Source organism: Shewanella litorisediminis, assembly GCF_016834455.1.
Taxonomy (GTDB): Bacteria; Pseudomonadota; Gammaproteobacteria; order Enterobacterales; family Shewanellaceae; genus Shewanella; species Shewanella litorisediminis.
In genome coordinates, this window is the sequence record NZ_CP069213.1 from 207492 (window position 1) to 230058 (window position 22567).

26 protein-coding genes are annotated in these 22567 nt (G+C 52.3%); all 26 read left to right on the forward strand.

Annotated features, from left to right (window positions below):
* The first annotated feature begins 152 nt into the window (after positions 1–152).
* The 26 genes from rplJ (at position 153) to rplR (ending at position 22565) form a co-directional block, all read left to right on the forward strand.
* Positions 153–653: a 50S ribosomal protein L10 gene (rplJ, locus tag JQC75_RS00970; RefSeq protein WP_203325696.1), complete on the forward strand. Its 501-nt coding sequence runs from the start codon at positions 153–155 to the stop codon at positions 651–653.
* A 54-nt stretch (positions 654–707) separates the two neighbouring features.
* The gene (gene rplL, locus JQC75_RS00975) at positions 708–1079 is read left to right on the forward strand and encodes a 50S ribosomal protein L7/L12 (RefSeq protein ID WP_203325697.1); all 372 of its coding nucleotides are present in this window, start codon (positions 708–710) and stop codon (positions 1077–1079) included.
* Positions 1080–1320: 241 nt separating this feature from the next.
* Positions 1321–5349 (forward strand): DNA-directed RNA polymerase subunit beta, encoded by a 4029-nt coding sequence (gene rpoB, locus JQC75_RS00980; RefSeq protein WP_203325698.1) that lies wholly within the window; start codon positions 1321–1323, stop codon positions 5347–5349.
* Between the two features lie 85 nt (positions 5350–5434).
* Positions 5435–9649 carry a DNA-directed RNA polymerase subunit beta' gene (gene rpoC, locus JQC75_RS00985; RefSeq protein WP_203325699.1) on the forward strand — a complete coding sequence of 1405 codons (4215 nt, stop codon included), beginning with the start codon at positions 5435–5437 and terminating at the stop codon, positions 9647–9649.
* A 175-nt stretch (positions 9650–9824) separates the two neighbouring features.
* Positions 9825–10199: a 30S ribosomal protein S12 gene (rpsL, locus tag JQC75_RS00990; RefSeq protein ID WP_126169079.1), complete on the forward strand. Its 375-nt coding sequence runs from the start codon at positions 9825–9827 to the stop codon at positions 10197–10199.
* A gap of 79 nt (positions 10200–10278) precedes the next feature.
* A complete protein-coding gene (rpsG, locus tag JQC75_RS00995) occupies positions 10279–10749 on the forward strand; it encodes a 30S ribosomal protein S7 (protein ID WP_203325700.1) in 471 nt (156 codons plus the stop codon).
* 81 nt (positions 10750–10830) lie between these two features.
* Entirely contained in the window at positions 10831–12927 is a 2097-nt protein-coding gene (gene fusA, locus JQC75_RS01000; RefSeq protein WP_203325701.1) for an elongation factor G, read from the forward strand.
* An 83-nt stretch (positions 12928–13010) separates the two neighbouring features.
* Entirely contained in the window at positions 13011–14195 is a 1185-nt protein-coding gene (gene tuf / locus JQC75_RS01005) for an elongation factor Tu (protein ID WP_011758321.1), read from the forward strand.
* A 363-nt stretch (positions 14196–14558) separates the two neighbouring features.
* Complete coding sequence (rpsJ, locus tag JQC75_RS01010) at positions 14559–14870, forward strand: 30S ribosomal protein S10 (protein ID WP_011758333.1); 312 nt, start codon at positions 14559–14561, stop codon at positions 14868–14870.
* A 28-nt stretch (positions 14871–14898) separates the two neighbouring features.
* Positions 14899–15537, forward strand: coding sequence for a 50S ribosomal protein L3 (rplC, locus tag JQC75_RS01015; protein ID WP_011758334.1), 639 nt, complete (start codon positions 14899–14901; stop codon positions 15535–15537).
* A 17-nt stretch (positions 15538–15554) separates the two neighbouring features.
* Positions 15555–16160: a 50S ribosomal protein L4 gene (rplD, locus tag JQC75_RS01020; protein WP_126169083.1), complete on the forward strand. Its 606-nt coding sequence runs from the start codon at positions 15555–15557 to the stop codon at positions 16158–16160.
* Positions 16157–16459 carry a 50S ribosomal protein L23 gene (gene rplW / locus JQC75_RS01025; RefSeq protein WP_011758336.1) on the forward strand — a complete coding sequence of 101 codons (303 nt, stop codon included), beginning with the start codon at positions 16157–16159 and terminating at the stop codon, positions 16457–16459. Before rplD ends, rplW begins: the two co-directional genes overlap by 4 nt.
* A gap of 11 nt (positions 16460–16470) precedes the next feature.
* Positions 16471–17295 (forward strand): 50S ribosomal protein L2, encoded by an 825-nt coding sequence (rplB, locus tag JQC75_RS01030; RefSeq protein WP_203325702.1) that lies wholly within the window; start codon positions 16471–16473, stop codon positions 17293–17295.
* Positions 17296–17310: 15 nt separating this feature from the next.
* A complete protein-coding gene (rpsS, locus tag JQC75_RS01035; protein ID WP_011758338.1) occupies positions 17311–17589 on the forward strand; it encodes a 30S ribosomal protein S19 in 279 nt (92 codons plus the stop codon).
* 15 nt (positions 17590–17604) lie between these two features.
* The gene (rplV, locus tag JQC75_RS01040) at positions 17605–17937 is read left to right on the forward strand and encodes a 50S ribosomal protein L22 (RefSeq protein ID WP_011758339.1); all 333 of its coding nucleotides are present in this window, start codon (positions 17605–17607) and stop codon (positions 17935–17937) included.
* A gap of 13 nt (positions 17938–17950) precedes the next feature.
* Positions 17951–18643: a 30S ribosomal protein S3 gene (rpsC, locus tag JQC75_RS01045; RefSeq protein WP_011758340.1), complete on the forward strand. Its 693-nt coding sequence runs from the start codon at positions 17951–17953 to the stop codon at positions 18641–18643.
* A gap of 11 nt (positions 18644–18654) precedes the next feature.
* The gene (rplP, locus tag JQC75_RS01050) at positions 18655–19065 is read left to right on the forward strand and encodes a 50S ribosomal protein L16 (protein WP_011758341.1); all 411 of its coding nucleotides are present in this window, start codon (positions 18655–18657) and stop codon (positions 19063–19065) included.
* Positions 19065–19256 carry a 50S ribosomal protein L29 gene (gene rpmC, locus JQC75_RS01055; protein WP_011758342.1) on the forward strand — a complete coding sequence of 64 codons (192 nt, stop codon included), beginning with the start codon at positions 19065–19067 and terminating at the stop codon, positions 19254–19256. The genes rplP and rpmC overlap by 1 nt, the downstream gene beginning before the upstream one ends.
* Positions 19256–19504 carry a 30S ribosomal protein S17 gene (gene rpsQ / locus JQC75_RS01060; protein ID WP_126169089.1) on the forward strand — a complete coding sequence of 83 codons (249 nt, stop codon included), beginning with the start codon at positions 19256–19258 and terminating at the stop codon, positions 19502–19504. The genes rpmC and rpsQ overlap by 1 nt, the downstream gene beginning before the upstream one ends.
* Positions 19505–19677: 173 nt before the next feature.
* Positions 19678–20046 carry a 50S ribosomal protein L14 gene (gene rplN, locus JQC75_RS01065; RefSeq protein ID WP_011758344.1) on the forward strand — a complete coding sequence of 123 codons (369 nt, stop codon included), beginning with the start codon at positions 19678–19680 and terminating at the stop codon, positions 20044–20046.
* Between the two features lie 11 nt (positions 20047–20057).
* Positions 20058–20372, forward strand: a complete 315-nt coding sequence (gene rplX / locus JQC75_RS01070) for a 50S ribosomal protein L24 (RefSeq protein WP_011758345.1) — start codon at positions 20058–20060, stop codon at positions 20370–20372.
* 12 nt (positions 20373–20384) lie between these two features.
* Positions 20385–20924: a 50S ribosomal protein L5 gene (rplE, locus tag JQC75_RS01075; protein ID WP_011758346.1), complete on the forward strand. Its 540-nt coding sequence runs from the start codon at positions 20385–20387 to the stop codon at positions 20922–20924.
* 11 nt (positions 20925–20935) lie between these two features.
* Positions 20936–21241 (forward strand): 30S ribosomal protein S14, encoded by a 306-nt coding sequence (gene rpsN / locus JQC75_RS01080; protein ID WP_203325703.1) that lies wholly within the window; start codon positions 20936–20938, stop codon positions 21239–21241.
* Positions 21242–21265: 24 nt separating this feature from the next.
* Positions 21266–21661, forward strand: a complete 396-nt coding sequence (gene rpsH, locus JQC75_RS01085) for a 30S ribosomal protein S8 (protein ID WP_011758348.1) — start codon at positions 21266–21268, stop codon at positions 21659–21661.
* A gap of 10 nt (positions 21662–21671) precedes the next feature.
* Positions 21672–22205, forward strand: a complete 534-nt coding sequence (gene rplF, locus JQC75_RS01090) for a 50S ribosomal protein L6 (protein ID WP_011758349.1) — start codon at positions 21672–21674, stop codon at positions 22203–22205.
* Between the two features lie 9 nt (positions 22206–22214).
* Positions 22215–22565 (forward strand): 50S ribosomal protein L18, encoded by a 351-nt coding sequence (rplR, locus tag JQC75_RS01095; RefSeq protein WP_011758350.1) that lies wholly within the window; start codon positions 22215–22217, stop codon positions 22563–22565.
* The last annotated feature ends 2 nt before the right edge of the window (positions 22566–22567 follow it).

Sequence of the window (22567 nt, forward strand, 5' to 3'; positions counted from 1 at the left end):
GTAAATCATTAGATTCACTTAATTTCCTGCGTAGACGGTGACAGTCCCCAGTTTAGATTTTTTCTGCTGGATACTCTGCACCGTAAGTCACTCACCCTCGGGTGGGTAGGTAAATTCCGGGTTTTCCCGGGTAGAATCCAGGAGTATAGCCAATGGCATTAAGACTCGAAGACAAAAAAGCGATTGTTGCTGAAGTCAACGAAGCTGCCAAAGGTGCACTGTCTGCAGTAGTTGCCGATTCTCGCGGTGTTACTGTAGGCGCCATGACCACTCTTCGTAAAACTGCTCGCGCCAACGGCGTGTACGTACGTGTAGTACGTAACACTCTGGCTCGTCGCGCAGTTGAAGGTACTGCTTTTGAGTGCCTGAGCGAAGTGTTCACTGGCCCAACTTTGATTGCTTTCTCTAACGAGCACCCAGGTGCCGCCGCACGTCTGTTGAAAGACTTCGCGAAAGAGCAAGCCAAATTCGAAGTTAAAGGTGCAGCTTTCGAAGGGAACTTCATCCCTGCAGCTGACATTGATCGTTTGGCAAAACTGCCAACTTACGAAGAAGCACTGGCACAGCTGATGATGACTATGAAGGAAGCATCTGCTGGCAAGTTCGTTCGTACTCTGGCCGCGCTGCGCGATCAAAAACAAGAAGCCGCTTAATTTTAAGCTGGCCGCTTGAATTAATTGAATTCAGAACATTAGGAAATTTTTGTTATGTCTATCACTAAAGACCAAATCCTCGAAGCCTTTGCAGCTATGTCTGTAATGGAAGTTGTTGAACTGATCGAAGCTATGGAAGAGAAGTTCGGTGTTTCTGCCGCTGCTGCCGTAGTTGCCGGTGGTGCTGCTGATGCTGGCGCTGCTGCTGAAGAGAAGACCGAGTTCGACGTAGTTATGACCTCTCACGGCGACAACAAAGTTGGCGTGATCAAGGCCATCCGTGGCGCTACCGGTCTGGGTCTGAAAGAAGCCAAAGCTATGGCTGAAGCTGCTCCAGTAGCCATCAAAGAAGCTGTTTCTAAAGAAGAAGCCGAAGCTCTGAAGAAAGAGCTGGAAGAAGCTGGCGCTCAGGTAGAGATCAAGTAAGCTATTATTTAGCTTATAACATTCGGGCTTAGGCTCGGATGGAGGCTGACGGTTTTTTAGCCGTCGGCCTTTTTTGCGCTGTAAGCGCCGGCGATTTTTTTTCACCGTTTATCGCCAAAGTCTGCAGTCCCTAGCAGTGATTATTGGTTAGGTTCTTGCCTTCAACGGTGATGGGCAAACGTGCTGGATTAACAAAGAGTTAGTTCAGTCTTGGTCACATCTCGCAAGCAAGAGGAAACCCATGGTTTACTCCTATTCTGAAAAGAAGCGTATTCGCAAAGACTTTGGTAAGCGTCCGCAAGTACTGGACATCCCTTACCTGTTGTCTATTCAGTTAGATTCTTTCAAGAAGTTCACCGATCAAGATCCTACCGGTGAGCGCGGTTTGGAAGCCGCCTTCCGCAGCGTTTTCCCCATCAAGAGCTTTTCCGGTAACTCCGAGCTGCAATATGTCAGCTATAAGCTGGGTGAGCCTGTATTTGATGTGAAAGAATGCCAGATCCGTGGTGTTACATATTCTGCCCCCCTGCGCGTAAAACTGCGCATGGTATTGTTTGACCGTGAAGCCGCTCCCGGCACGGTTAAAGACATTAAAGAACAAGAAGTCTACATGGGGGATATCCCTCTGATGACTGAAAACGGTACCTTCGTTATCAACGGTACCGAGCGTGTTATCGTTTCTCAGCTGCACCGCTCTCCAGGTGTGTTCTTCGACCACGACCGTGGCAAGACTCACTCATCAGGTAAAGTGCTGTATAACGCGCGTATTATCCCTTACCGTGGTTCCTGGCTGGACTTCGAGTTCGATCCGAAGGACGCGCTGTTCGTTCGTATCGACCGTCGTCGTAAACTGCCTGCAACCATCATCCTGCGCGCTCTGGATTTCTCTACTCAGGACATCCTGGATATCTTCTTTGAACGTGTAGACTTCACCATCAAGAAAGATTCTCTGGTGATGAAGCTGCTGCCTGAGCGTCTGCGCGGTGAAACTGCCAGCTACGACATCAAAGATGCCGAAGGCAACATCGTGGTTGAAAAGGGCCGTCGTATCACTGCCCGTCACATCCGTCAGCTGGAAAAAACCAACACTACTGAACTGGAAGTACCGGTTGAATACATCGTTGGTAAATTTGCCGCTCAGGACTATATCGATCCGGACACCGGTGAAGTGTTGGTGACTGCCAACAACGAAATCCGTCTGGAAGATCTGGCTCAGCTGTCGCTGGCTGGCATCAAGGATATCTCAACTCTGTACATCAACGAGTTGGATCACGGTGCCTACATTTCTGACACTCTGCGTATCGATTCCACCACTAACCGCCTCGAGGCGCTGGTTGAAATCTATCGCATGATGCGTCCTGGCGAGCCACCAACCAAGGATGCTGCCGAAGCCCTGTTCCAGAACCTGTTCTTCAGTGAAGAGCGTTATGACCTGTCCAAAGTAGGTCGTATGAAGTTCAACCGTCGTCTGGAAATCGCCGATGACGTGGGCACTGGCGTTCTGTCCAACGACGACATCGTTGCGGTGATGAAGAAGATCATCGAAATCCGTAACGGTAATGACGAAGTGGACGACATCGACCACCTGGGTAACCGTCGCATCCGCTCTGTGGGCGAGATGGCCGAGAACCAGTTCCGTGTAGGTCTGGTACGTGTTGAGCGCGCTGTACGTGAGCGTCTGTCTCTGGGCGACCTGAACGAGCTGATGCCTCAGGACCTCATCAACGCCAAGCCAATTTCTGCTGCAGTGAAAGAGTTCTTCGGTTCTTCTCAGCTGTCTCAGTTTATGGACCAGAACAACCCGCTGTCTGAAGTAACCCACAAGCGCCGTATTTCGGCCCTGGGTCCAGGCGGTCTGACCCGTGAGCGCGCTGGCTTCGAAGTCCGCGACGTACACCCAACTCACTACGGCCGTCTGTGTCCAATTGAGACCCCTGAAGGTCCAAACATTGGTCTGATCAACTCGCTGGCTACCTTCGCCCGCACCAACTCATACGGCTTCCTGGAAACTCCATACCGTAAAGTAGTTGATGGCGTTGTAACCGACGACGTTGAATACCTGTCTGCCATCGAAGAAGGCCGCTATGTGATTGCACAGGCCAACATCGAGCTGGACGGCGAAGGTCGCATCCTCGAAGAGCAGGTTGCCTGTCGTCATAAGGGTGAATCTACCTTTATGCGCGCCTCTGACATCCAGTATATGGACGTATCGCCACAACAGATCATCTCTGTTGCAGCATCTTTGATTCCGTTCCTTGAACACGACGACGCCAACCGCGCACTCATGGGCGCGAACATGCAACGTCAGGCCGTTCCAACCCTGCGCTCTGAAAAGCCGCTGGTAGGTACCGGTATTGAACGTGCTCTGGCTGTGGACTCAGGCGTAGTTGTTGCTGCCAAGCGTGGCGGTGTGATTGACTACGTTGATGCCAGCCGCATCGTGGTGAAGGTGAACGAAGATGAGCTGCGCCCAGGCGAAGCCGGTATCGACATTTACAACCTGACCAAATACACCCGTTCTAACCAGAACACCTGTATCAACCAGCGTCCTTGCTGTCAGGTAGGCGACCCAATCGTACGTGGTGACGTACTGGCTGACGGTCCTTCTACTGACCTCGGCGACCTGGCTCTGGGTCAGAACATGCGCGTGGCGTTCATGCCATGGAACGGTTACAACTTCGAAGACTCCATCCTCATCTCTGAGCGTGTAGTTCAGGACGACCGTTTCACCACCATTCACATTCAGGAACTGTCCTGTATCGCCCGTGACACCAAGCTCGGTAGCGAGGAGATCACAGCTGACATTCCAAACGTAGGTGAGTCTGCGCTGTCCAAGCTCGACGAGTCCGGTATCGTTTACATCGGTGCCGAAGTGAAGGGCGGCGACATTCTGGTAGGTAAGGTAACGCCAAAAGGCGAAACCCAGCTGACTCCGGAAGAGAAACTGCTGCGCGCCATCTTCGGTGAAAAAGCCTCTGACGTTAAGGACAGCTCTCTGCGTGTTCCTAACTCAGTGACCGGTACCGTAATCGACGTTCAGGTATTTACCCGTGACGGCGTTGAGAAAGACAAGCGTGCCATCGAAATCGAAGAGATGCACATCGCCCAGGCCCGTAAGGACCTGTCCGAAGAGTTCAAGATCCTCGAAGAAGGCGTTCTGAGCCGTGCCCGAAACCTGCTGCTTGCCGGTGGTTACACTCAGGCCCAGCTGGATGCCATCCCACGCAAGGAACTGCTGACTCAGGTTATCGATGACGAGACCAAGCAGACCGAACTTGAGCAATTGGCCGAACAGCACGAAGAGCTGAAAGCCGACTTCGACAAGAAGTTTGAGCACAAGCGTCGCAAGATCACCCAGGGCGATGACCTGGCTCCAGGCGTACTGAAGATCGTTAAGGTTTACCTGGCGGTTAAGCGTACCATCCAGCCTGGAGACAAGATGGCCGGTCGTCACGGTAACAAGGGTGTGATCTCCAAGATCTGTCCTATCGAAGATATGCCATACGACGAGCAGGGTAACCCTGTGGACATCGTACTGAACCCACTCGGTGTACCATCCCGTATGAACATCGGTCAGGTTCTGGAAGTTCACATGGGCGCTGCTGCCAAGGGTATCGGTAACCGCATTCAAGCCATGCTCGAAGAGCAGCGTGAAGTGGCCGAGCTGCGTGGCTATATCAAGCAGGCTTACGATCTGGGTGAAACCCAGCAGAAAGTGGATATCGAGTCCTTTACCGACGAAGAAGTTATCCGCCTGGCCAAGCACCTGAAAGATGGTCTGCCAACTGCGACTCCAGCGTTCGACGGCGCCAAAGAGAAAGAGATCAAGCAGATGCTTGAACTCGCTGGCCTGCCGACTTCTGGTCAGCTGCGTCTGTTTGATGGTCGTACCGGTAATGCATTCGAGCGTGAAGTGACCGTAGGTTACATGTACATGCTCAAGCTGAACCACTTGGTCGACGACAAGATGCACGCCCGTTCTACCGGTTCTTACAGTCTGGTTACCCAGCAGCCACTCGGCGGTAAGGCCCAGTTTGGTGGTCAGCGTTTCGGTGAGATGGAAGTGTGGGCCCTGGAAGCATACGGTGCTGCGTACACCCTCCAGGAAATGCTCACTGTTAAGTCCGATGACGTGAACGGCCGTACACAGATGTATAAGAACATCGTGGACGGAAACCACCAGATGCAACCTGGTATGCCTGAGTCCTTCAACGTACTGCTGAAGGAGATCCGCTCACTCGGTATCAACATCGAGCTGGATCAAGAGTAACAGGGCGCCAAGCGCGTTTGGCAATTAACACGGTGTCCCGTCTGCAGGGACGGGGCACCTGGTTTAACTCCTTCAGGAGAGAAACGTGAAAGACTTATTAAAGTTTCTGAAACAGCAGGGTAAGACCGAAGAGTTTGAAGGTATCAAGATTGGTCTGGCTTCGCCCGACCTGATCCGTTCATGGTCTTTTGGTGAAGTTAAAAAGCCAGAAACCATCAACTACCGTACCTTCAAGCCTGAGCGTGAAGGTCTGTTCTGTGCCCGTATCTTTGGTCCTGTGAAGGACTACGAGTGTCTGTGTGGTAAGTACAAGCGTCTGAAGCACCGCGGTGTTATCTGTGAGAAGTGCGGCGTTGAAGTTACCCAGACCAAGGTGCGTCGTGAGCGCATGGGTCACATCGAACTGGCCAGCCCAGTTGCCCACATTTGGTTCTTGAAGTCACTGCCGTCCCGTATCGGTCTGATGCTGGATATGACGCTGCGTGACATCGAGCGCGTGCTGTATTTCGAATCTTACGTAGTAATCGAGCCAGGCATGACCAGCCTGGAGCGCGGTCAGATGCTGACCGAAGAAAACTACCTGGATGCACTGGAAGAATACGGTGATGAATTCGAAGCCAAAATGGGCGCCGAAGCCGTATTGGATCTGCTGCGTGCCATCGACCTCGAGAAAGAAATCGAGCAGATGCGCGAAGAGCTGCCTTCTATCAACTCTGAGACCCGTCGCAAGAAAGTGACCAAGCGTCTGAAGCTGATTGAAGCCTTTTACACCTCTGGCAACAAGCCAGAGTGGATGATCCTGAAAGTGCTGCCAGTACTGCCACCGGATCTGCGTCCGCTGGTTCCGCTGGACGGTGGCCGCTTCGCGACTTCGGATCTGAACGATCTGTATCGCCGCGTGATCAACCGTAACAACCGTCTGAAGCGTCTGCTGGATCTGGCTGCCCCGGACATCATCGTACGCAACGAAAAGCGTATGCTGCAGGAGTCTGTGGATGCGCTGCTGGACAACGGTCGTCGTGGCCGTGCCATTACCGGTTCCAACAAGCGTCCTCTGAAGTCCCTTGCCGACATGATCAAGGGTAAGCAAGGTCGTTTCCGTCAGAACCTGCTGGGTAAGCGCGTAGACTACTCAGGCCGTTCGGTAATTACCGTAGGTCCTACTCTGCGTCTGCATCAGTGCGGTCTGCCAAAGAAAATGGCACTCGAGCTGTTCAAGCCCTTTATCTACGGCAAGTTGGAAGGTCGTGGCCTGGCCACCACCATCAAAGCCGCCAAGAAGATGGTAGAGCGCGAAGTTGCTGAGGTTTGGGACGTACTGGATGAAGTGATCCGCGAACACCCAGTGATGCTCAACCGTGCACCAACACTGCACCGTCTGGGTATTCAGGCGTTCGAACCTGTACTGATTGAAGGTAAGGCAATCCAACTGCACCCATTGGTGTGTGCGGCATACAACGCCGACTTCGACGGTGACCAGATGGCGGTACACGTACCTCTGACTCTGGAAGCTCAGTTGGAAGCCCGTGCGCTGATGATGTCTACCAACAACATCCTGTCGCCAGCCAACGGTGAGCCAATCATCGTTCCTTCTCAGGACGTGGTATTGGGTCTGTACTACATCAGCCGTGAGCGTGTAAACGGTCGCGGTGAAGCCATGGCGTTCGAGTCTGTTGCTGAAGCTGAAAAAGCTTACCGCGTAGGTGCTGCCGAGCTGCACGCCCGCGTGAAAGTACGTATTACCGAAACCATCATTGGTGAAAACGGTGAGCGTACCAAGCAGCGTCGTATCGTGGACACCACTGTAGGTCGTGCCATCCTGTCTCAAATCCTGCCAGCCGGTCTGTCTTTCGACCTGGTGAACCAGGACATGGGCAAGAAGCAGATCTCCAAGCTGCTGAACACCTGTTACCGTCAGCTGGGTCTGAAAGATACGGTTATCTTCGCTGACCAACTGATGTACACCGGTTTCCAGTATGCCACCATCTCCGGTGCCTCTGTGGGTATCAACGACATGGTGATCCCGGAAGAGAAATACTCTCTGGTTGCCGACGCCGAAGCCGAAGTTATCGAAATCCAGGAGCAGTTCCAGTCTGGTCTGGTAACCGCAGGTGAGCGTTACAACAAGGTCATCGACATCTGGGCAAGTGCCAACGAGAAGGTGTCCAAGGCGATGATGGAAAACCTGTCTTCCGAGACAGTGATCAACCGTCATGGCGAAGAAGAAAAGCAGAAGTCGTTCAACAGCATCTACATGATGGCCGACTCAGGCGCGCGGGGTAGTGCCGCTCAGATCCGCCAGTTGGCGGGTATGCGTGGTCTGATGGCCAAGCCAGACGGCTCCATCATCGAAACGCCCATCGTGGCGAACTTCCGTGAAGGTCTGAACGTACTCCAGTACTTTATCTCTACCCACGGTGCCCGTAAGGGTCTGGCGGATACCGCACTGAAGACAGCGAACTCCGGTTACCTGACTCGTCGTCTGGTAGACGTGGCACAGGATCTGGTAATCATCGAAGACGACTGTGGCGCGACCGAAGGTCTGTCCATGAAGCCGCTCATCGAGGGTGGTGATGTGGTTGAGCCGCTGCGTGAGCGCGTGCTGGGCCGTGTGGTTGCCGAAGACGTTATGTACCCAGGTACTGACGAAGTGCTGGCACCTCGCAACACCCTGCTGGATGAAGCCTGGTGTGACAAGCTCGAACAGCACAGCGTTGACGAAGTTCAGGTTCGCTCGGTAATTACCTGTGAAACCGACTTTGGTGTGTGTGCCAAGTGTTACGGCCGAGATCTCGCCCGTGGCCACATCATCAACATGGGTGAGGCCATCGGTGTGGTTGCCGCCCAGTCAATCGGTGAACCCGGTACACAGCTGACGATGCGTACGTTCCACATCGGTGGTGCGGCGTCTCGAGCGTCTGCTGAAAACAGTGTACAGGTGAAGAACGCCGGTACCCTGAAGCTGCACAACGCCAAGTTCGTTACCAACAGTGACGGCAAACTGGTTATCGTGTCCCGTTCTTCTGAACTGGCCATTATCGATGAACTGGGTCGTGAGAAAGAGCGTTACAAGGTGCCTTACGGTACCGTGCTTGACTCCAAAGAAGGTGCCGAGGTGAATGCCGGCCAGATCATTGCGAACTGGGATCCGCACACTCACCCAATCATCACTGAAGTGGCGGGTAGCATTAAGTTCGTAGACATGATTGACGGTGTAACCATTACCCGTCAGACCGACGAACTGACCGGTCTGTCTTCTATCGTGGTACTGGACGTGGGTCAGCGTACCTCCGCCGGTAAAGAAATGCGTCCAGCAGTTCGTCTGGTAGATGACAACGGCAACGACCTGACTATCCCAGGCACCGACGTTCCTGCACAGTACTTCCTGCCAGGTAATGCGATTGTGAACCTGGACGACAACGCCAAGATCAGCGTGGGTGACGCCCTGGCGCGTATTCCTCAGGAATCGTCCAAGACCCGCGACATCACCGGTGGTCTGCCACGGGTTGCTGACCTGTTCGAAGCCCGTCGTCCAAAAGAGCCTGCGATCCTGGCCGAAATCAGCGGTACTATCTCCTTCGGTAAAGAAACCAAGGGTAAGCGCCGTCTGGTTATCACCCCGAACGACGGTGGCGATGCTTACGAGGAAATGATTCCTAAGTGGCGTAACCTGAACGTGTTCGAAGGTGAAAAGGTTGAGCGTGGTGAAGTTATCGCCGATGGTCCAGAGTCAGCCCATGACATTCTGCGTCTGCGTGGCATCCACAACGTAGCCAACTATATCGTGAACGAAGTACAGGACGTTTACCGTCTGCAGGGTGTGAAGATCAACGATAAGCACATCGAGGTGATCATTCGCCAGATGCTGCGTAAGTGCATCATCACCCAGGCCGGTGACTCTGAGTTCCTGGAAGGTGAACAGGTAGAAGTGGCCCGCGTGAAGATTGCCAACCGCGATCTGGAAGCTGCCGGTAAGCTGCCAGCCAAGTTCGAACGTGAACTGCTGGGTATTACCAAGGCGTCTCTGGCGACTGAGTCCTTCATCTCTGCGGCCTCGTTCCAGGAAACCACCCGCGTTCTGACCGAAGCGGCTGTTGGCGGCAAGTCCGACAACCTGCGTGGTCTGAAAGAGAACGTGATCGTGGGTCGTCTGATCCCAGCCGGTACCGGTTTCGCTTACCACAAGAATCGCGCCAAGGCGCGTGCTTCTGGTGAAGAAACTGTGGCTCCGACCGTTACTGCCAGCGAAGCTGAGCAGAACCTGGCGGATCTGCTGAATCTGGCCGGAAGTCAGGAGTAAGTTACCACTCTGTAAAAAAGGCGCCTCTGGGCGCCTTTTTTGTGTCCAGAAGGCCTCAATAGTTGGCTATTTCTTGACAGTTTGCCTCGACCTTTCTAAAATTCCGCGTCCCACTACTGTGGGATTAGATTTTTACACCCTTACGTTGAGCTTTTTCAACTAAACGGAGCAATAAATGGCAACTGTAAATCAGTTGGTACGTAAGCCACGTGCACCTAAAGTCGACAAGACTAACGTGCCAGCGCTGGAAGCGTGCCCACAGAAGCGTGGTGTTTGTACTCGTGTGTACACCACCACCCCTAAGAAACCAAACTCTGCACTGCGTAAAGTAGCTCGTGTGCGTTTGACCAACGGTTTTGAAGTTACTTCATACATCGGCGGTGAAGGCCACAACCTGCAGGAGCACAGTGTGATCCTGATCCGTGGCGGTCGTGTTAAAGACCTGCCAGGTGTTCGCTATCACACCATTCGTGGCGCTCTGGACTGTGCTGGTGTGAACGCTCGCCGCCAGGCTCGTTCTAAGTACGGTGCCAAGCGTCCTAAGTCTTAATGGTTATCCGTTAAGTAAGGCCAAGCTTAATTTAAATACTTCCAGTTTTGGAAATACCTGAAGCATACGGAGAATTGTTATGCCAAGACGTCGCGTAGTAGGTCAGCGCAAGATCCTGCCTGATCCAAAGTTCAATAGTGAGTTGCTGGCTAAGTTCATCAACGTCATTATGCAAGACGGTAAGAAGTCCGTCGCTGAAAAAATCATTTACAAGGCTCTGGATGTAGTTGCCGAGAAGAAAGGCCAAGACCACCTGATGGTTCTGGAAGCTGCTCTGGACAACGTTCGTCCTTCTGTTGAAGTTAAGTCCCGCCGTGTTGGTGGTTCTACTTACCAGGTTCCTTGTGAAGTCCGTCCAGTACGTCGCAACGCTCTGGCGATGCGCTGGTTGGTTGAAGCTGCTCGTAAGCGTGGTGAAAAATCTATGGCTCTGCGTCTGGCCGGCGAAATGCTGGATGCATCCGACAACAAAGGCACTGCAGTGAAGAAGCGTGAAGACGTTCACCGCATGGCCGAAGCGAACAAAGCGTTCGCTCATTACCGCTGGTAATAAAAATGGCGAGGACAGCCCTGGCTGTCCTCGCCACTACGGATTTTGCCGGAAGTCTTTCCGGTATAGAGGATTATTATCGTGGCTCGTACAACTCCCATTGAGCGTTACCGTAACATCGGTATCTGTGCTCATGTTGACGCAGGCAAAACTACCACCACCGAGCGTGTGCTGTTTTACACTGGCCTGTCTCATAAAATCGGTGAAGTACACGATGGTGCCGCGACCACTGACTGGATGGTTCAGGAGCAGGAACGTGGTATTACCATTACCTCGGCTGCCGTAACCACCTTCTGGCGCGGTATGGACGCTCAGTTCACCGAACACCGCATCAACATCATCGACACCCCCGGACACGTTGACTTTACCATTGAAGTAGAGCGCTCTTTGCGCGTACTCGACGGTGCCGTCGTTGTTTTCTGTGGCGCCTCAGGCGTTGAGCCTCAGTCTGAGACTGTATGGCGTCAGGCCAACAAGTACGGCGTGCCACGCATGGTGTTCGTAAACAAGATGGACCGTGCCGGTGCTGACTTCGATCGCGTATGCAACCAGATCCGTAAGCGTCTGGGCGCAACCTGTGTGCCTATCCAATTGAACATTGGAGCGGAAGAACACTTCAAAGGCGTGATTGACCTTATCAAGATGAAAGCCATCAACTGGAACGAAGCGGACCAGGGGATGACCTTCACCTATGAAGAAATTCCTGCGGATCTCTTGGACAAAGCCACTGAGATGCGCGAGTACCTGGTAGAAAGTGCCGCCGAAGCGACTGAAGAGCTGATGGAAAAGTACCTGGAAACAGGCGAACTGACCGAAGCAGAAATCAAGGCCGCACTGCGCCAGCGTACTATCAACAACGAAATTGTTCTGGCCACCTGTGGCAGTGCCTTTAAAAATAAAGGCGTGCAAGCAGTGCTGGATGCCGTTGTTGAATATCTGCCAGCCCCTGTCGATGTGCCTGCCATTAAGGGTATCGATGACGATGAGAAAGAAGTTGAGCGTCATGCCGACGACAACGCGCCTTTCTCCGCACTGGCATTCAAGATTGCGACTGACCCATTCGTGGGCACCTTGACCTTTATTCGTGTGTACTCTGGTGTGCTGGAATCCGGCGCGTCTGTGTACAACTCGGTCAAGCAAAAGCGTGAGCGTATTGGTCGTATCGTGCAGATGCACGCCAACGATCGTACAGAACTCAAAGAAGTACGTGCCGGTGATATTGCCGCTGCTATTGGTCTGAAAGAAGTGACCACAGGTGATACCCTGTGTGATTCAGACAATAAGGTAATCCTGGAGCGTATGGAGTTTCCAGAGCCTGTGATCACCATTGCCGTGGAGCCACGTTCCAAGGCAGACCAGGACAAGATGGGTATCGCGCTGCAAAAACTGGCTGCCGAAGATCCGTCTTTCCGGGTTGAGACTGACGCTGAGTCTGGTCAAACTCTGATTTCCGGCATGGGTGAGCTACACTTGGACATTATCGTAGACCGTATGCGTCGCGAATTTAACGTCGAGTGTAACGTGGGTAAGCCTCAAGTGGCCTACCGCGAAACTATCCGTGCCAAGGTCGAAGCCGAAGGTAAGTTCGTGCGTCAATCCGGTGGTCGTGGCCAGTTTGGTCACGTCTGGTTGCGTATCGAGCCTAACGAAGAAGGCGCCGGCTATGAATTTGTCAACGAAATCGTGGGTGGTGTGGTTCCCAAGGAATACATCCCTGCCGTTGACAAGGGTATCCAGGAGCAGATGAAGAACGGCGTGCTCGCCGGCTTCCCTGTGCTGGACGTGAAGGTCACCCTGTTCGATGGCTCCTACCACGATGTGGACTCGAACGAAATGGCCTTCAAAGTTGCAGGTTCAATGGGCTTCAAAAAGGGCGCGCTCGAGGCGAACCCTGTGTTGCTCGAGCCTTGCATGAAGGTAGAGGTAACTACCCCTGAAGACTACATGGGTGACGTAGTAGGTGATCTGAACCGTCGTCGTGGTCTGATTGAAGGTATGGACGATGGCGTCGGTGGCGTTAAGATAGTCCATGCCGTTGTGCCTCTGTCTGAAATGTTTGGTTATGCGACTGATTTGCGCTCTGCAACTCAGGGTCGTGCGTCATACTCCATGGAGTTCTTTAAGTACGCCGACGCGCCGCAGAACATAGCAAAGGCAGTTATTGAAGCCCGCAGCTGATGTCCAGCAAGGGTGTAACTGTTATATTAACTGATATTGCCCGCTCGTATTGACGGGTATTTCTGAAAAGAAAGGAATATATCGTGGCTAAAGCTAAATTCGAACGTACTAAACCCCACGTAAACGTGGGCACCATCGGTCACGTTGACCATGGTAAAACCACTCTGACCGCTGCTATCTCTCACGTACTGGCTAAGACCTACGGTGGTGAGGCGAAGGACTTCTCTCAGATCGACAACGCCCCAGAAGAGCGTGAGCGTGGTATTACCATCAACACCTCTCACATCGAGTACGACACTCCTACTCGTCACTACGCCCACGTAGACTGCCCAGGCCACGCTGACTATGTTAAAAACATGATCACCGGTGCTGCCCAGATGGACGGCGCTATCCTGGTAGTAGCTGCGACTGACGGCCCAATGCCACAGACTCGTGAGCACATCCTGCTGTCTCGTCAGGTAGGTGTACCTTTCATCATCGTGTTCATGAACAAGTGTGACATGGTAGATGACGAAGAGCTGCTGGAACTGGTAGAGATGGAAGTTCGTGAACTGCTGTCTGAATACGACTTCCCAGGTGATGACCTGCCAGTAATTCAGGGTTCTGCTCTGAAAGCACTGGAAGGCGACGCTGCATGGGAAGGCAAGATCATCGAGCTGGCCGAGGCCCTGGATTCTTACATCCCTGAGCCAGAGCGTGCAATCGACAAAGCATTCCTGATGCCAATCGAAGACGTATTCTCTATCTCTGGCCGTGGTACTGTAGTAACAGGTCGTGTAGAGCGCGGTATCATCAAAGTTGGTGAAGAAGTAGAAATCGTAGGTATCAAAGATACCACCAAGACTACCTGTACTGGCGTAGAAATGTTCCGTAAGCTGCTGGACGAAGGTCGTGCCGGTGAGAACTGCGGTATCCTGCTGCGTGGTACCAAGCGTGATGAAGTTGAGCGTGGTCAGGTTCTGTCCAAGCCAGGCACCATCAAGCCACACACCAAGTTCGAATCAGAAGTATACGTACTGTCTAAAGAAGAAGGTGGTCGTCACACTCCATTCTTCAAAGGCTACCGTCCACAGTTCTACTTCCGTACAACTGACGTGACCGGTACCATCGAACTGCCAGAAGGCGTAGAGATGGTAATGCCAGGCGACAACATCAAGATGGTTGTAACCCTGATTTGCCCAATCGCGATGGACGAAGGCCTGCGCTTCGCTATCCGTGAAGGCGGCCGCACAGTAGGTGCTGGTGTAGTAGCCAAGATCCACGAGTAATCTCGTAGACTTGGAAGAAGGCGACCTCAGGGTCGCCTTTTTTATGAGGATTTGGCGGAGTTTGGCGCTGTGCATAAAAGGCTGGTAATTTGTGCAAAAGTCCGTATAATGCCCCGCTACTTACGTTACGACAGAAAACTGTCGACGAATTGCGCAACTGACTTGATCCTGCTTGCCGGCCGTGTATAATAAGCCGCTCGCAAACTCAGGTTAGCGACATAGTTGACCGGGCTTTAAGCCATGGTAACTACTACAGCGACCCCGATTGGGGGTCGAACGGTTAAATCATCTCGCTCTGTCTTTCCCGGATGGGAAATGGCTAGAGGGTGATTTTTTATGTGTTCATTTTAGGAGCTCTGGTCAATGCAGAACCAAAGAATCCGTATCCGCTTGAAAGGATTTGATCATCGTTTGATCGATCAGTCCACTGCGGAAATCGTTGAAACTGCTAAGCGCACTGGCGCTCAGGTTCGTGGTCCTATCCCACTGCCTACTCGCAAAGAGCGTTTCACCGTTTTGATCTCTCCGCACGTTAATAAAGATGCTCGTGACCAGTACGAACTGCGTACTCACAAGCGTCTGGTTGACATCGTTGAGCCAACTGAGAAAACCGTTGACGCACTGATGCGTCTGGATCTCGCTGCTGGCGTTGATGTCCAGATTAGCTTGGGTTAACAGAGATCCTTATAAGAGGTTTGTAGAGATGGCTATCGGTCTTATTGGTCGTAAAGTGGGCATGACCCGCATCTTCACCGAAGATGGCGTGTCTATCCCTGTTACTGTAATCGAAGTAGAAGCCAACCGCGTAACCCAGGTGAAGACTCTGGAAAACGACGGTTATCGCGCACTTCAAGTTACAACTGGTGCCAAAAAAGCCCATCGCGTTACTAAGCCAGAAGCTGGCCACTTTGCCAAGGCAGGCGTTGAAGCCGGCCGTGGTCTGTGGGAAATGCGTCTGGGCGAAGGTGAAGGCGAAGGCATTGAAGTTGGTGCTGAGCTGAATGTAGAGATCTTCGCTGACGTTCAGAAAGTTGACGTGACTGGTCAATCCAAAGGTAAAGGCTTCCAGGGCGGTGTTAAGCGCTGGAACTTCCGTACTCAGGACATGACTCACGGTAACTCTTTGTCACACCGCGCTAACGGTTCTATCGGTCAGAACCAGACGCCAGGTCGTGTATTCAAAGGCAAAAAGATGTCAGGTCACATGGGCGCTGAGCGCGTTACCACTCAAAATCTGGACGTAGTACGTGTAGATGTTGAGCGTAACCTGCTGCTGGTTAAGGGTGCCGTTCCAGGCGCTACTAACGGCGACCTGATCATCAAGCCAGCTGTTAAAGCATAAGGTCTGAGGAGATAGTAATGGAATTGGTATTGAAAGACGCCTCTCGCGCTCTTGAAGTTTCCGAGACTACCTTCGGCCGTGACTTTAACGAAGCACTGGTTCATCAGGTAGTTGTAGCTTACGCTGCGAACGCGCGTCAGGGCACTCGTGCTCAGAAGACTCGCGCTGAAATCACTGGCACTGGCAAAAAGCCATGGCGCCAGAAAGGTACTGGTCGCGCTCGTGCCGGCGGTATCAAAGGTCCACTGTGGCGTGGTGGTGGCGTAACATTCGCTGCTAAAACCCAAGATCACAGCCAAAAAGTAAACAAGAAGATGTACCGCGGCGCTCTGAAGAGCATTCTGTCCGAGCTGGTACGTCAAGAGCGTCTGGTTGTAGTTGAAGAGTTTGCTGTTGAAGCTCCTAAGACTAAAGAGCTGAAGGCCAAGCTGAAAGCTATGGACCTGGAAGACGTGCTGATTGTGACTGCAGAAGTTGATGAGAACCTGTTCCTGGCTGCTCGCAACCTGTACAAGGTTGACGTGCGTGACGTAGCAGGTCTGGATCCAGTAAGCCTGATCGCGTTCAACAAGGTTCTGGTAACTGCTGACGCTGTGAAGCAAATCGAGGAGATGCTGGCATGATCCGCGAAGAGCGTTTACTGAAAGTTATCCTGGCACCACACATCTCTGAAAAGAGCACCGTGGTTGCTGAGAAGACCAACACTGTAGTTTTCCGTGTAGCTATCGATGCCACCAAGAGTGAAATCAAAGCTGCCGTTGAAAAACTGTTCGAAGTTGAAGTTGCTGGTGTACGCACCCTGATCAACAAAGGCAAAACCAAGCGTCACGGTGCCCGTGTAGGCCGTCGTAGCGATTGGAAAAAAGCCTATGTGACTCTGGCTGCCGGTGCTGACATCGACTTCGTTGGCGCTGAAGCGTAAGGAGATCACCCATGGCAATTGTTAAGTGTAAGCCTACTTCTCCAGGTCGTCGTGGCGTTGTTAAGATCGTTAACAGCGATCTGCACAAAGGCAAGCCTTTCGCTGGCCTGCTGGCCAAGAAGTCCAAGACCGGTGGTCGTAACAACACTGGTCGTATCACTACCCGTCACGTTGGTGGTGGTCACAAGCAACACTACCGTCTGATCGATTTCAAGCGTAACAAAGACGGTATCCCAGGTAAGATTGAGCGTCTGGAGTACGATCCAAACCGTACCGCCAACATCGCTCTGGTGCTGTATGCCGACGGTGAGCGTCGTTACATCCTGGCTGCCAAAGGCATGCAGGCTGGCGACAAAGTCGTTTCTGGCGTTGATGCAGACATCAAGACCGGTAACGCTCTGCCACTGCGCAACATCCCTGTGGGTTCTGTTGTTCACGCTGTGGAAATGAAGCCTGGCAAAGGCGCCCAGATCGCTCGTTCTGCTGGTGCTTACGTTCAGGTAGTAGCTCGTGACGGCGAATACGCCACTCTGCGTCTGCGCTCCGGCGAAATGCGCAAAGTGCCTGTAGACTGCCGCGCTACTCTGGGCGAAGTGGGTAATGCCGAACACATGCTGCGTCAGCTGGGTAAAGCTGGTGCCAAGCGTTGGAGAGGTGTACGCCCAACAGTTCGTGGTGTTGCCATGAACCCAGTAGATCACCCACACGGTGGTGGTGAAGGCCGTACTTCTGGTGGCCGTCACCCAGTAACTCCTTGGGGTGTTCCAACCAAGGGTTACAAGACTCGCAGCAACAAACGCACCGACAAGTACATTGTACGTCGTCGTACTAAGTAATTAAGAGGATTCGCCATGCCACGTTCTCTCAAGAAAGGTCCATTTATCGACCTGCACTTGCTGAAGAAGGTAGAGAAAGCGGTGGAAGCCGGTGACAAAAAGCCTATCAAGACTTGGTCTCGCCGCTCTATGATCATCCCACAAATGATTGGGTTGACCATCGCTGTCCATAATGGGCGTCAGCACGTACCTGTGTTCGTTACTGACGAAATGATTGGTCACAAGCTTGGTGAGTTTTCACCAACTCGCACTTATCGCGGCCACGCTGCTGATAAGAAAGCGAAGAAGCGCTAATACGGGAGACTTAAGATGGAAGTTTTAGCTAAACATCGTTTTGCCCGTACGTCGCCTCAGAAGGCTCGCCTGGTCGCTGATCAGATCCGCGGTCTGCCTGTTGCCAAGGCCCTGGAGATTCTGACTTTCAGCCCTAAAAAGGCCGCCGTACTGGTTAAGAAAGTCGTTGATTCTGCTATCGCCAACGCCGAGCACAACGAAGGCGCTGACATTGACGATCTGAAAATCGCCAAGGTTTTCGTTGACGAAGGCCCAACTATGAAGCGCATCATGCCACGTGCCAAAGGCCGTGCTGATCGTATCATCAAGCGTACCAGCCACATCACTGTGGTTGTATCAGATCGCTAGGAGATAGAGAGCAATGGGACAGAAAGTACATCCTAATGGTATCCGTCTGGGTATCACCAAGCCTTGGATCTCTACCTGGTACGCCGATAAGTCAGATTATGCAAATAACCTGCACAGCGACTGGGAAGTGCGTAAGTTTCTGGAAAAGAAACTGGAAGCCGCATCAGTTTCCAAGATCGTGATTGAACGCCCAGCGAAAAGCATCCGCGTTACCATCCACACTGCCCGTCCAGGCGTTGTGATTGGTAAGAAGGGTGAAGATGTTGAAGTACTGCGCGCTGAAGTTGCCAAGATTTCTGGCACTCCTGCCCAAATTAACATCGCTGAGATCCGTAAGCCTGAGCTGGACGCCAAGCTGGTTGCCGATTCTATCGCCCAACAGCTGGAGCGTCGCGTAATGTTCCGTCGTGCTATGAAGCGCGCTGTACAGAACGCCATGCGCATCGGTGCACAAGGTATCAAAGTTGAAGTTAGTGGCCGTCTCGGCGGCGCTGAGATTGCGCGTACCGAGTGGTACCGTGAAGGTCGTGTGCCTTTGCACACACTGCGTGCTGATATCGACTACGCTACTTCTGAGAGCCACACCACCTACGGTGTGATCGGCATTAAAGTTTGGGTCTTCAAAGGTGAAGTTCTGGACGGCATGCTGCCTCAGGTAGAAGAGCCGAAACAGCAGCAACCTAAGCGCAAGCCTCGTGGTAAATAGGAGAGCCGGCAATGCTGCAACCAAAACGTATGAAGTTCCGCAAGATGCACAAAGGCCGCAACCGTGGTCTGGCTGCAGGTACTGAAGTAAGTTTCGGTACTTTTGGTCTGAAGGCTGTTGGCCGTGGTCGCCTTACTGCCCGTCAGATCGAGTCTGCGCGTCGTGCAATGACACGTCATGTTAAGCGTCAAGGTAAGATCTGGATCCGTGTCTTCCCTGACAAGCCGATTACCGCTAAGCCTCTCGAAGTGCGTATGGGTAAAGGTAAAGGTAACGTTGAATACTGGGTATGCCAGATTCAGCCTGGTAAGGTGCTCTATGAGATGGATGGCGTGTCCGAAGAGTTGGCCCGTGAGGCCTTCGGTCTGGCCGCTGCCAAACTGCCTATCAAGACTACCTTTGTAATTAAGACGGTGATGTAATGAAAGCGAGCGAACTGAGAGAAAAGAGCGTTGAAGAACTGAACGCTGAATTGCTTGGTCTGCTGCGTGAGCAGTTTAACCTGCGTATGCAACACGCCACTGGCCAGCTGGCCCAAACTCACCAGCTGAAGCAAGTGCGCCGTAACATTGCGCGTGTTAAGACCATTATTACTTCTAAGGCGGGTGCATAATGTCTGACAAAATCCGTACTTTGCAGGGTCGCGTGACCAGCAACAAGATGGACAAGTCCATTACTGTGGCTGTTGAGCGTCTGGTGAAACACCCAATCTATGGTAAGTTCATCAAGCGTACAACCAAGATCCATGCACACGACGAACTGAACCAGTGCAATGAAGGCGACGTAGTGACTATTCGCGAATGTCGTCCTCTGTCTAAGACCAAGTCTTGGACCCTGGTAGACGTAGTTTCTAAGGCTTAATTTTAGCCTGGAAAGAAAACGGCCCCTTTTCGGGGCCGTTTGTTTTTTAGCACTGTTCATTCAGATTTAACGGTGTTATACTTGCGCGCCATTTTTGTCTGTTTCTGGACCAAAATGGTTAGTTAATGCCCCAATAATGGGGTTCGTGAAGTAACGATAGCGGAGCACTTAAAATGATCCAAATGCAATCGACTCTGGACGTCGCATGTAACAGTGGCGCTCGCAGAGTTCAGTGTATTAAGGTCTTGGGTGGCTCTCATCGTCGTTATGCCGGTATCGGCGACATCATCAAGGTTTCTGTTAAAGAAGCCATTCCTCGCGCTAAAGCGAAGAAAGGTGATGTGTATAACGCGGTGGTAGTCCGTACTAAGAAAGGCGTACGTCGTCCAGACGGTTCTGTCATTCGCTTCGATCGGAATGCAGCTGTTCTGCTGAACAACAACCTGCAGCCGATTGGTACTCGTATCTTTGGACCTGTGACACGTGAACTGCGTACTGAGCAATTCATGAAGATTGTGTCGCTGGCACCAGAAGTACTGTAAGGAGCTTCAAAATGGCAGCAAAAATCCGTCGTGAAGACGAAGTGATTGTTCTGACCGGTAAAGATAAAGGTAAGCGTGGCAAAGTGACTCGCGTACTGGTTACCGGCAAGGTAGTTGTTGAAGGCATCAATCTCGTTAAGAAGCACACCAAGCCGAACCCACAACTGGGTATCACTGGTGGCATCGTAGAGAAAGAAGCTGCGATTCAAGTATCAAATGTGGCGATCTTTAACCCTGCTACTGGCAAGGCGGATCGTGTAGGTTTCCGATTTGAAGACGGCAAGAAAGTACGTTTCTTCAAATCGAATGGTGAACTCGTTAAGTAACTGGAGTAAACGATGGCGAAACTGCATGATAAATACAAAGAGACTGTTATCGCTGAACTGTCTAAAAAGTTCGGTTATACCAGTGTCATGCAAGTCCCTCGGATTGAGAAAATCACCCTGAACATGGGTGTTGGCGAAGCTGTTGCTGACAAGAAAATCATGGAAAATGCTGTCCGTGATATGACTGCAATCGCTGGTCAGAAGCCAGTAGTAACTGTTGCTCGCAAATCAGTTGCTGGTTTCAAAATCCGTGAAGGCTACCCTATTGGCTGCAAAGTAACCCTGCGCGGTGAGCGTATGTGGGAATTCTTTGAGCGTCTGCTGGATATCGCAATCCCTCGTATCCGTGACTTCCGTGGTCTGAGCGCTAAGTCGTTCGACGGCCGTGGTAACTACGCGATGGGCGTGCGTGAGCAAATCATCTTCCCTGAGATCGACTATGACAAGATCGATCGCGTTCGTGGTATGGACATTGTGATCACCACAACCGCCAAGAACGATGAGGAAGGTCGTGCTCTTCTGGACGCTTTTAACTTCCCATTCAAGAAATAAGGGGTAGCGTAATGGCAAAAACTTCAATGAAGGCACGCGAAGCTAAGCGTGCAGCTCTCGTGGCTAAGTATGCTGAAAAGCGTGCTGCTCTGAAAGCTATCATCAACAGCCCAGAGTCTACCGACGATGCTCGTTGGGACGCTGTTCTGAAGCTGCAAGCTTTACCACGTGATTCCAGCGCCGCGCGTCAGCGCAACCGTTGTAATCAAACTGGTCGCCCACATGGTTTCCTGCGCAAGTTCGGCCTGAGCCGTATCAAGCTGCGTGAAGCTACTATGCGTGGTGAAGTTCCTGGTCTGCGTAAGGCCAGCTGGTAAGCACTTGTCACGGAGAAAGCTAATATGAGCATGCAAGATCCTATTGCGGATATGCTGACCCGTATCCGTAACGGCCAGGCTGCTAACAAAGTATCTGTGAAGATGCCTTCCGCTAAACTGAAAGTAGCTATCGCTAAGCTGCTGAAAGACGAAGGTTACATCACCGACTACGCTGTTGCGTCTGAAGGCAATAAAGCCGAACTGGAAGTTACTCTGAAGTACTTCCAGGGCCGTCCAGTCGTTGAGACTATCCAGCGCGTAAGCCGTCCTGGTCTTCGTATTTACAAAGGTAAAGACGAACTGCCAAAAGTGATGGGTGGCCTGGGTATCGCAATCGTTTCCACTTCTAAAGGCCTGATGACTGATCGTGCCGCCCGCCTCGCTGGCATGGGTGGTGAGGTTATCTGCTACGTAGCATAAGGAGCTAGGAATGTCTCGTGTAGCAAAAGCACCTGTATCTATTCCTGCCGGCGTAGAGGTGACCTTAAATGGTCAGGAAATCACCGTTAAAGGCGGCAAAGGTACTCTGACTCGCGTAATCAACAGCGCTGTTGCAGTGACTGTTGAAGATGGCGCTATCAAGTTTGCCCCAGTTGAAGGCGTTGTTAACGCCTGGGCTCAAGCTGGTACTGCCCGCGCCCTTATCAACAACATGGTTGTGGGTGTATCTCAGGGTTTTGAGAAGAAGCTGCAGCTGGTTGGTGTAGGTTATCGTGCCAAAGTGGCCGGTAGCGACGTCGACCTGTCTCTGGGTTTCTCTCACCCACTGGTACACAAACTGCCTGCTGGCGTTACTGCGGAATGCCCAAGCCAAACCGAAATTGTTCTGCGTTCTATCGACAAAGAACTGGTTGGTCAAGTGGCTGCTGAGATTCGTGGCTATCGTCCACCAGAGCCTTACAAGGGCAAGGGTGTTCGCTACGCTAACGAAGAAGTACGCCGTAAAGAGGCTAAGAAGAAGTAAGGTAACGCTATGGATAAGAAATCATCTCGCTTGCGCCGCGCTACCCGCGCTCGCAAGAAGATCCAAGAGCTGGGCGTGCACCGTTTGGTGGTACATCGTACCCCCCGTCACATCTACGCTCAGGTGATCAATCCTGAAGCTCAGGTTGTTGCAGCGGCTTCTACTGTTGAGAAATCAATCAAGGAAGCTCTGAAGTCTACCGGTAACGTGGATGCCGCCAAGGCCGTGGGTAAAGCCATCGCCGAGCGCGCCGTCGAGAAGGGCGTAACTGTAGTTGCGTTCGATCGTTCTGGCTTCAAGTATCACGGTCGTGTTGCTGCCCTGGCAGACGCCGCTCGTGAAGCTGGCCTCCAGTTCTAAGG

Bases quoted from the DNA above. Each gene is read 5' to 3' on its own strand.
- rplX (WP_011758345.1), top strand. From the start codon at position 20,058: ATGGCAGCAAAAATCCGTCGTGAAGACGAAGTGATTGTTCTGACCGGT.
- rpoB (WP_203325698.1), top strand. From the start codon at position 1,321: ATGGTTTACTCCTATTCTGAAAAGAAGCGTATTCGCAAAGACTTTGGT.
- rpsN (WP_203325703.1), top strand. From the start codon at position 20,936: ATGGCAAAAACTTCAATGAAGGCACGCGAAGCTAAGCGTGCAGCTCTC.
- rplN (WP_011758344.1), top strand. From the start codon at position 19,678: ATGATCCAAATGCAATCGACTCTGGACGTCGCATGTAACAGTGGCGCT.
- rplR (WP_011758350.1), top strand. From the start codon at position 22,215: ATGGATAAGAAATCATCTCGCTTGCGCCGCGCTACCCGCGCTCGCAAG.
- rpsC (WP_011758340.1), top strand. From the start codon at position 17,951: ATGGGACAGAAAGTACATCCTAATGGTATCCGTCTGGGTATCACCAAG.
- rplW (WP_011758336.1), top strand. From the start codon at position 16,157: ATGATCCGCGAAGAGCGTTTACTGAAAGTTATCCTGGCACCACACATC.
- rplD (WP_126169083.1), top strand. From the start codon at position 15,555: ATGGAATTGGTATTGAAAGACGCCTCTCGCGCTCTTGAAGTTTCCGAG.
- rplJ (WP_203325696.1), top strand. From the start codon at position 153: ATGGCATTAAGACTCGAAGACAAAAAAGCGATTGTTGCTGAAGTCAAC.
- rplC (WP_011758334.1), top strand. From the start codon at position 14,899: ATGGCTATCGGTCTTATTGGTCGTAAAGTGGGCATGACCCGCATCTTC.
- rplF (WP_011758349.1), top strand. From the start codon at position 21,672: ATGTCTCGTGTAGCAAAAGCACCTGTATCTATTCCTGCCGGCGTAGAG.
- rpsG (WP_203325700.1), top strand. From the start codon at position 10,279: ATGCCAAGACGTCGCGTAGTAGGTCAGCGCAAGATCCTGCCTGATCCA.
- rplB (WP_203325702.1), top strand. From the start codon at position 16,471: ATGGCAATTGTTAAGTGTAAGCCTACTTCTCCAGGTCGTCGTGGCGTT.
- rplL (WP_203325697.1), top strand. From the start codon at position 708: ATGTCTATCACTAAAGACCAAATCCTCGAAGCCTTTGCAGCTATGTCT.
- rpsJ (WP_011758333.1), top strand. From the start codon at position 14,559: ATGCAGAACCAAAGAATCCGTATCCGCTTGAAAGGATTTGATCATCGT.
- rplE (WP_011758346.1), top strand. From the start codon at position 20,385: ATGGCGAAACTGCATGATAAATACAAAGAGACTGTTATCGCTGAACTG.
- rplV (WP_011758339.1), top strand. From the start codon at position 17,605: ATGGAAGTTTTAGCTAAACATCGTTTTGCCCGTACGTCGCCTCAGAAG.
- rpmC (WP_011758342.1), top strand. From the start codon at position 19,065: ATGAAAGCGAGCGAACTGAGAGAAAAGAGCGTTGAAGAACTGAACGCT.
- rpsQ (WP_126169089.1), top strand. From the start codon at position 19,256: ATGTCTGACAAAATCCGTACTTTGCAGGGTCGCGTGACCAGCAACAAG.
- rplP (WP_011758341.1), top strand. From the start codon at position 18,655: ATGCTGCAACCAAAACGTATGAAGTTCCGCAAGATGCACAAAGGCCGC.
- rpsH (WP_011758348.1), top strand. From the start codon at position 21,266: ATGAGCATGCAAGATCCTATTGCGGATATGCTGACCCGTATCCGTAAC.
- rpsS (WP_011758338.1), top strand. From the start codon at position 17,311: ATGCCACGTTCTCTCAAGAAAGGTCCATTTATCGACCTGCACTTGCTG.
- rpsL (WP_126169079.1), top strand. From the start codon at position 9,825: ATGGCAACTGTAAATCAGTTGGTACGTAAGCCACGTGCACCTAAAGTC.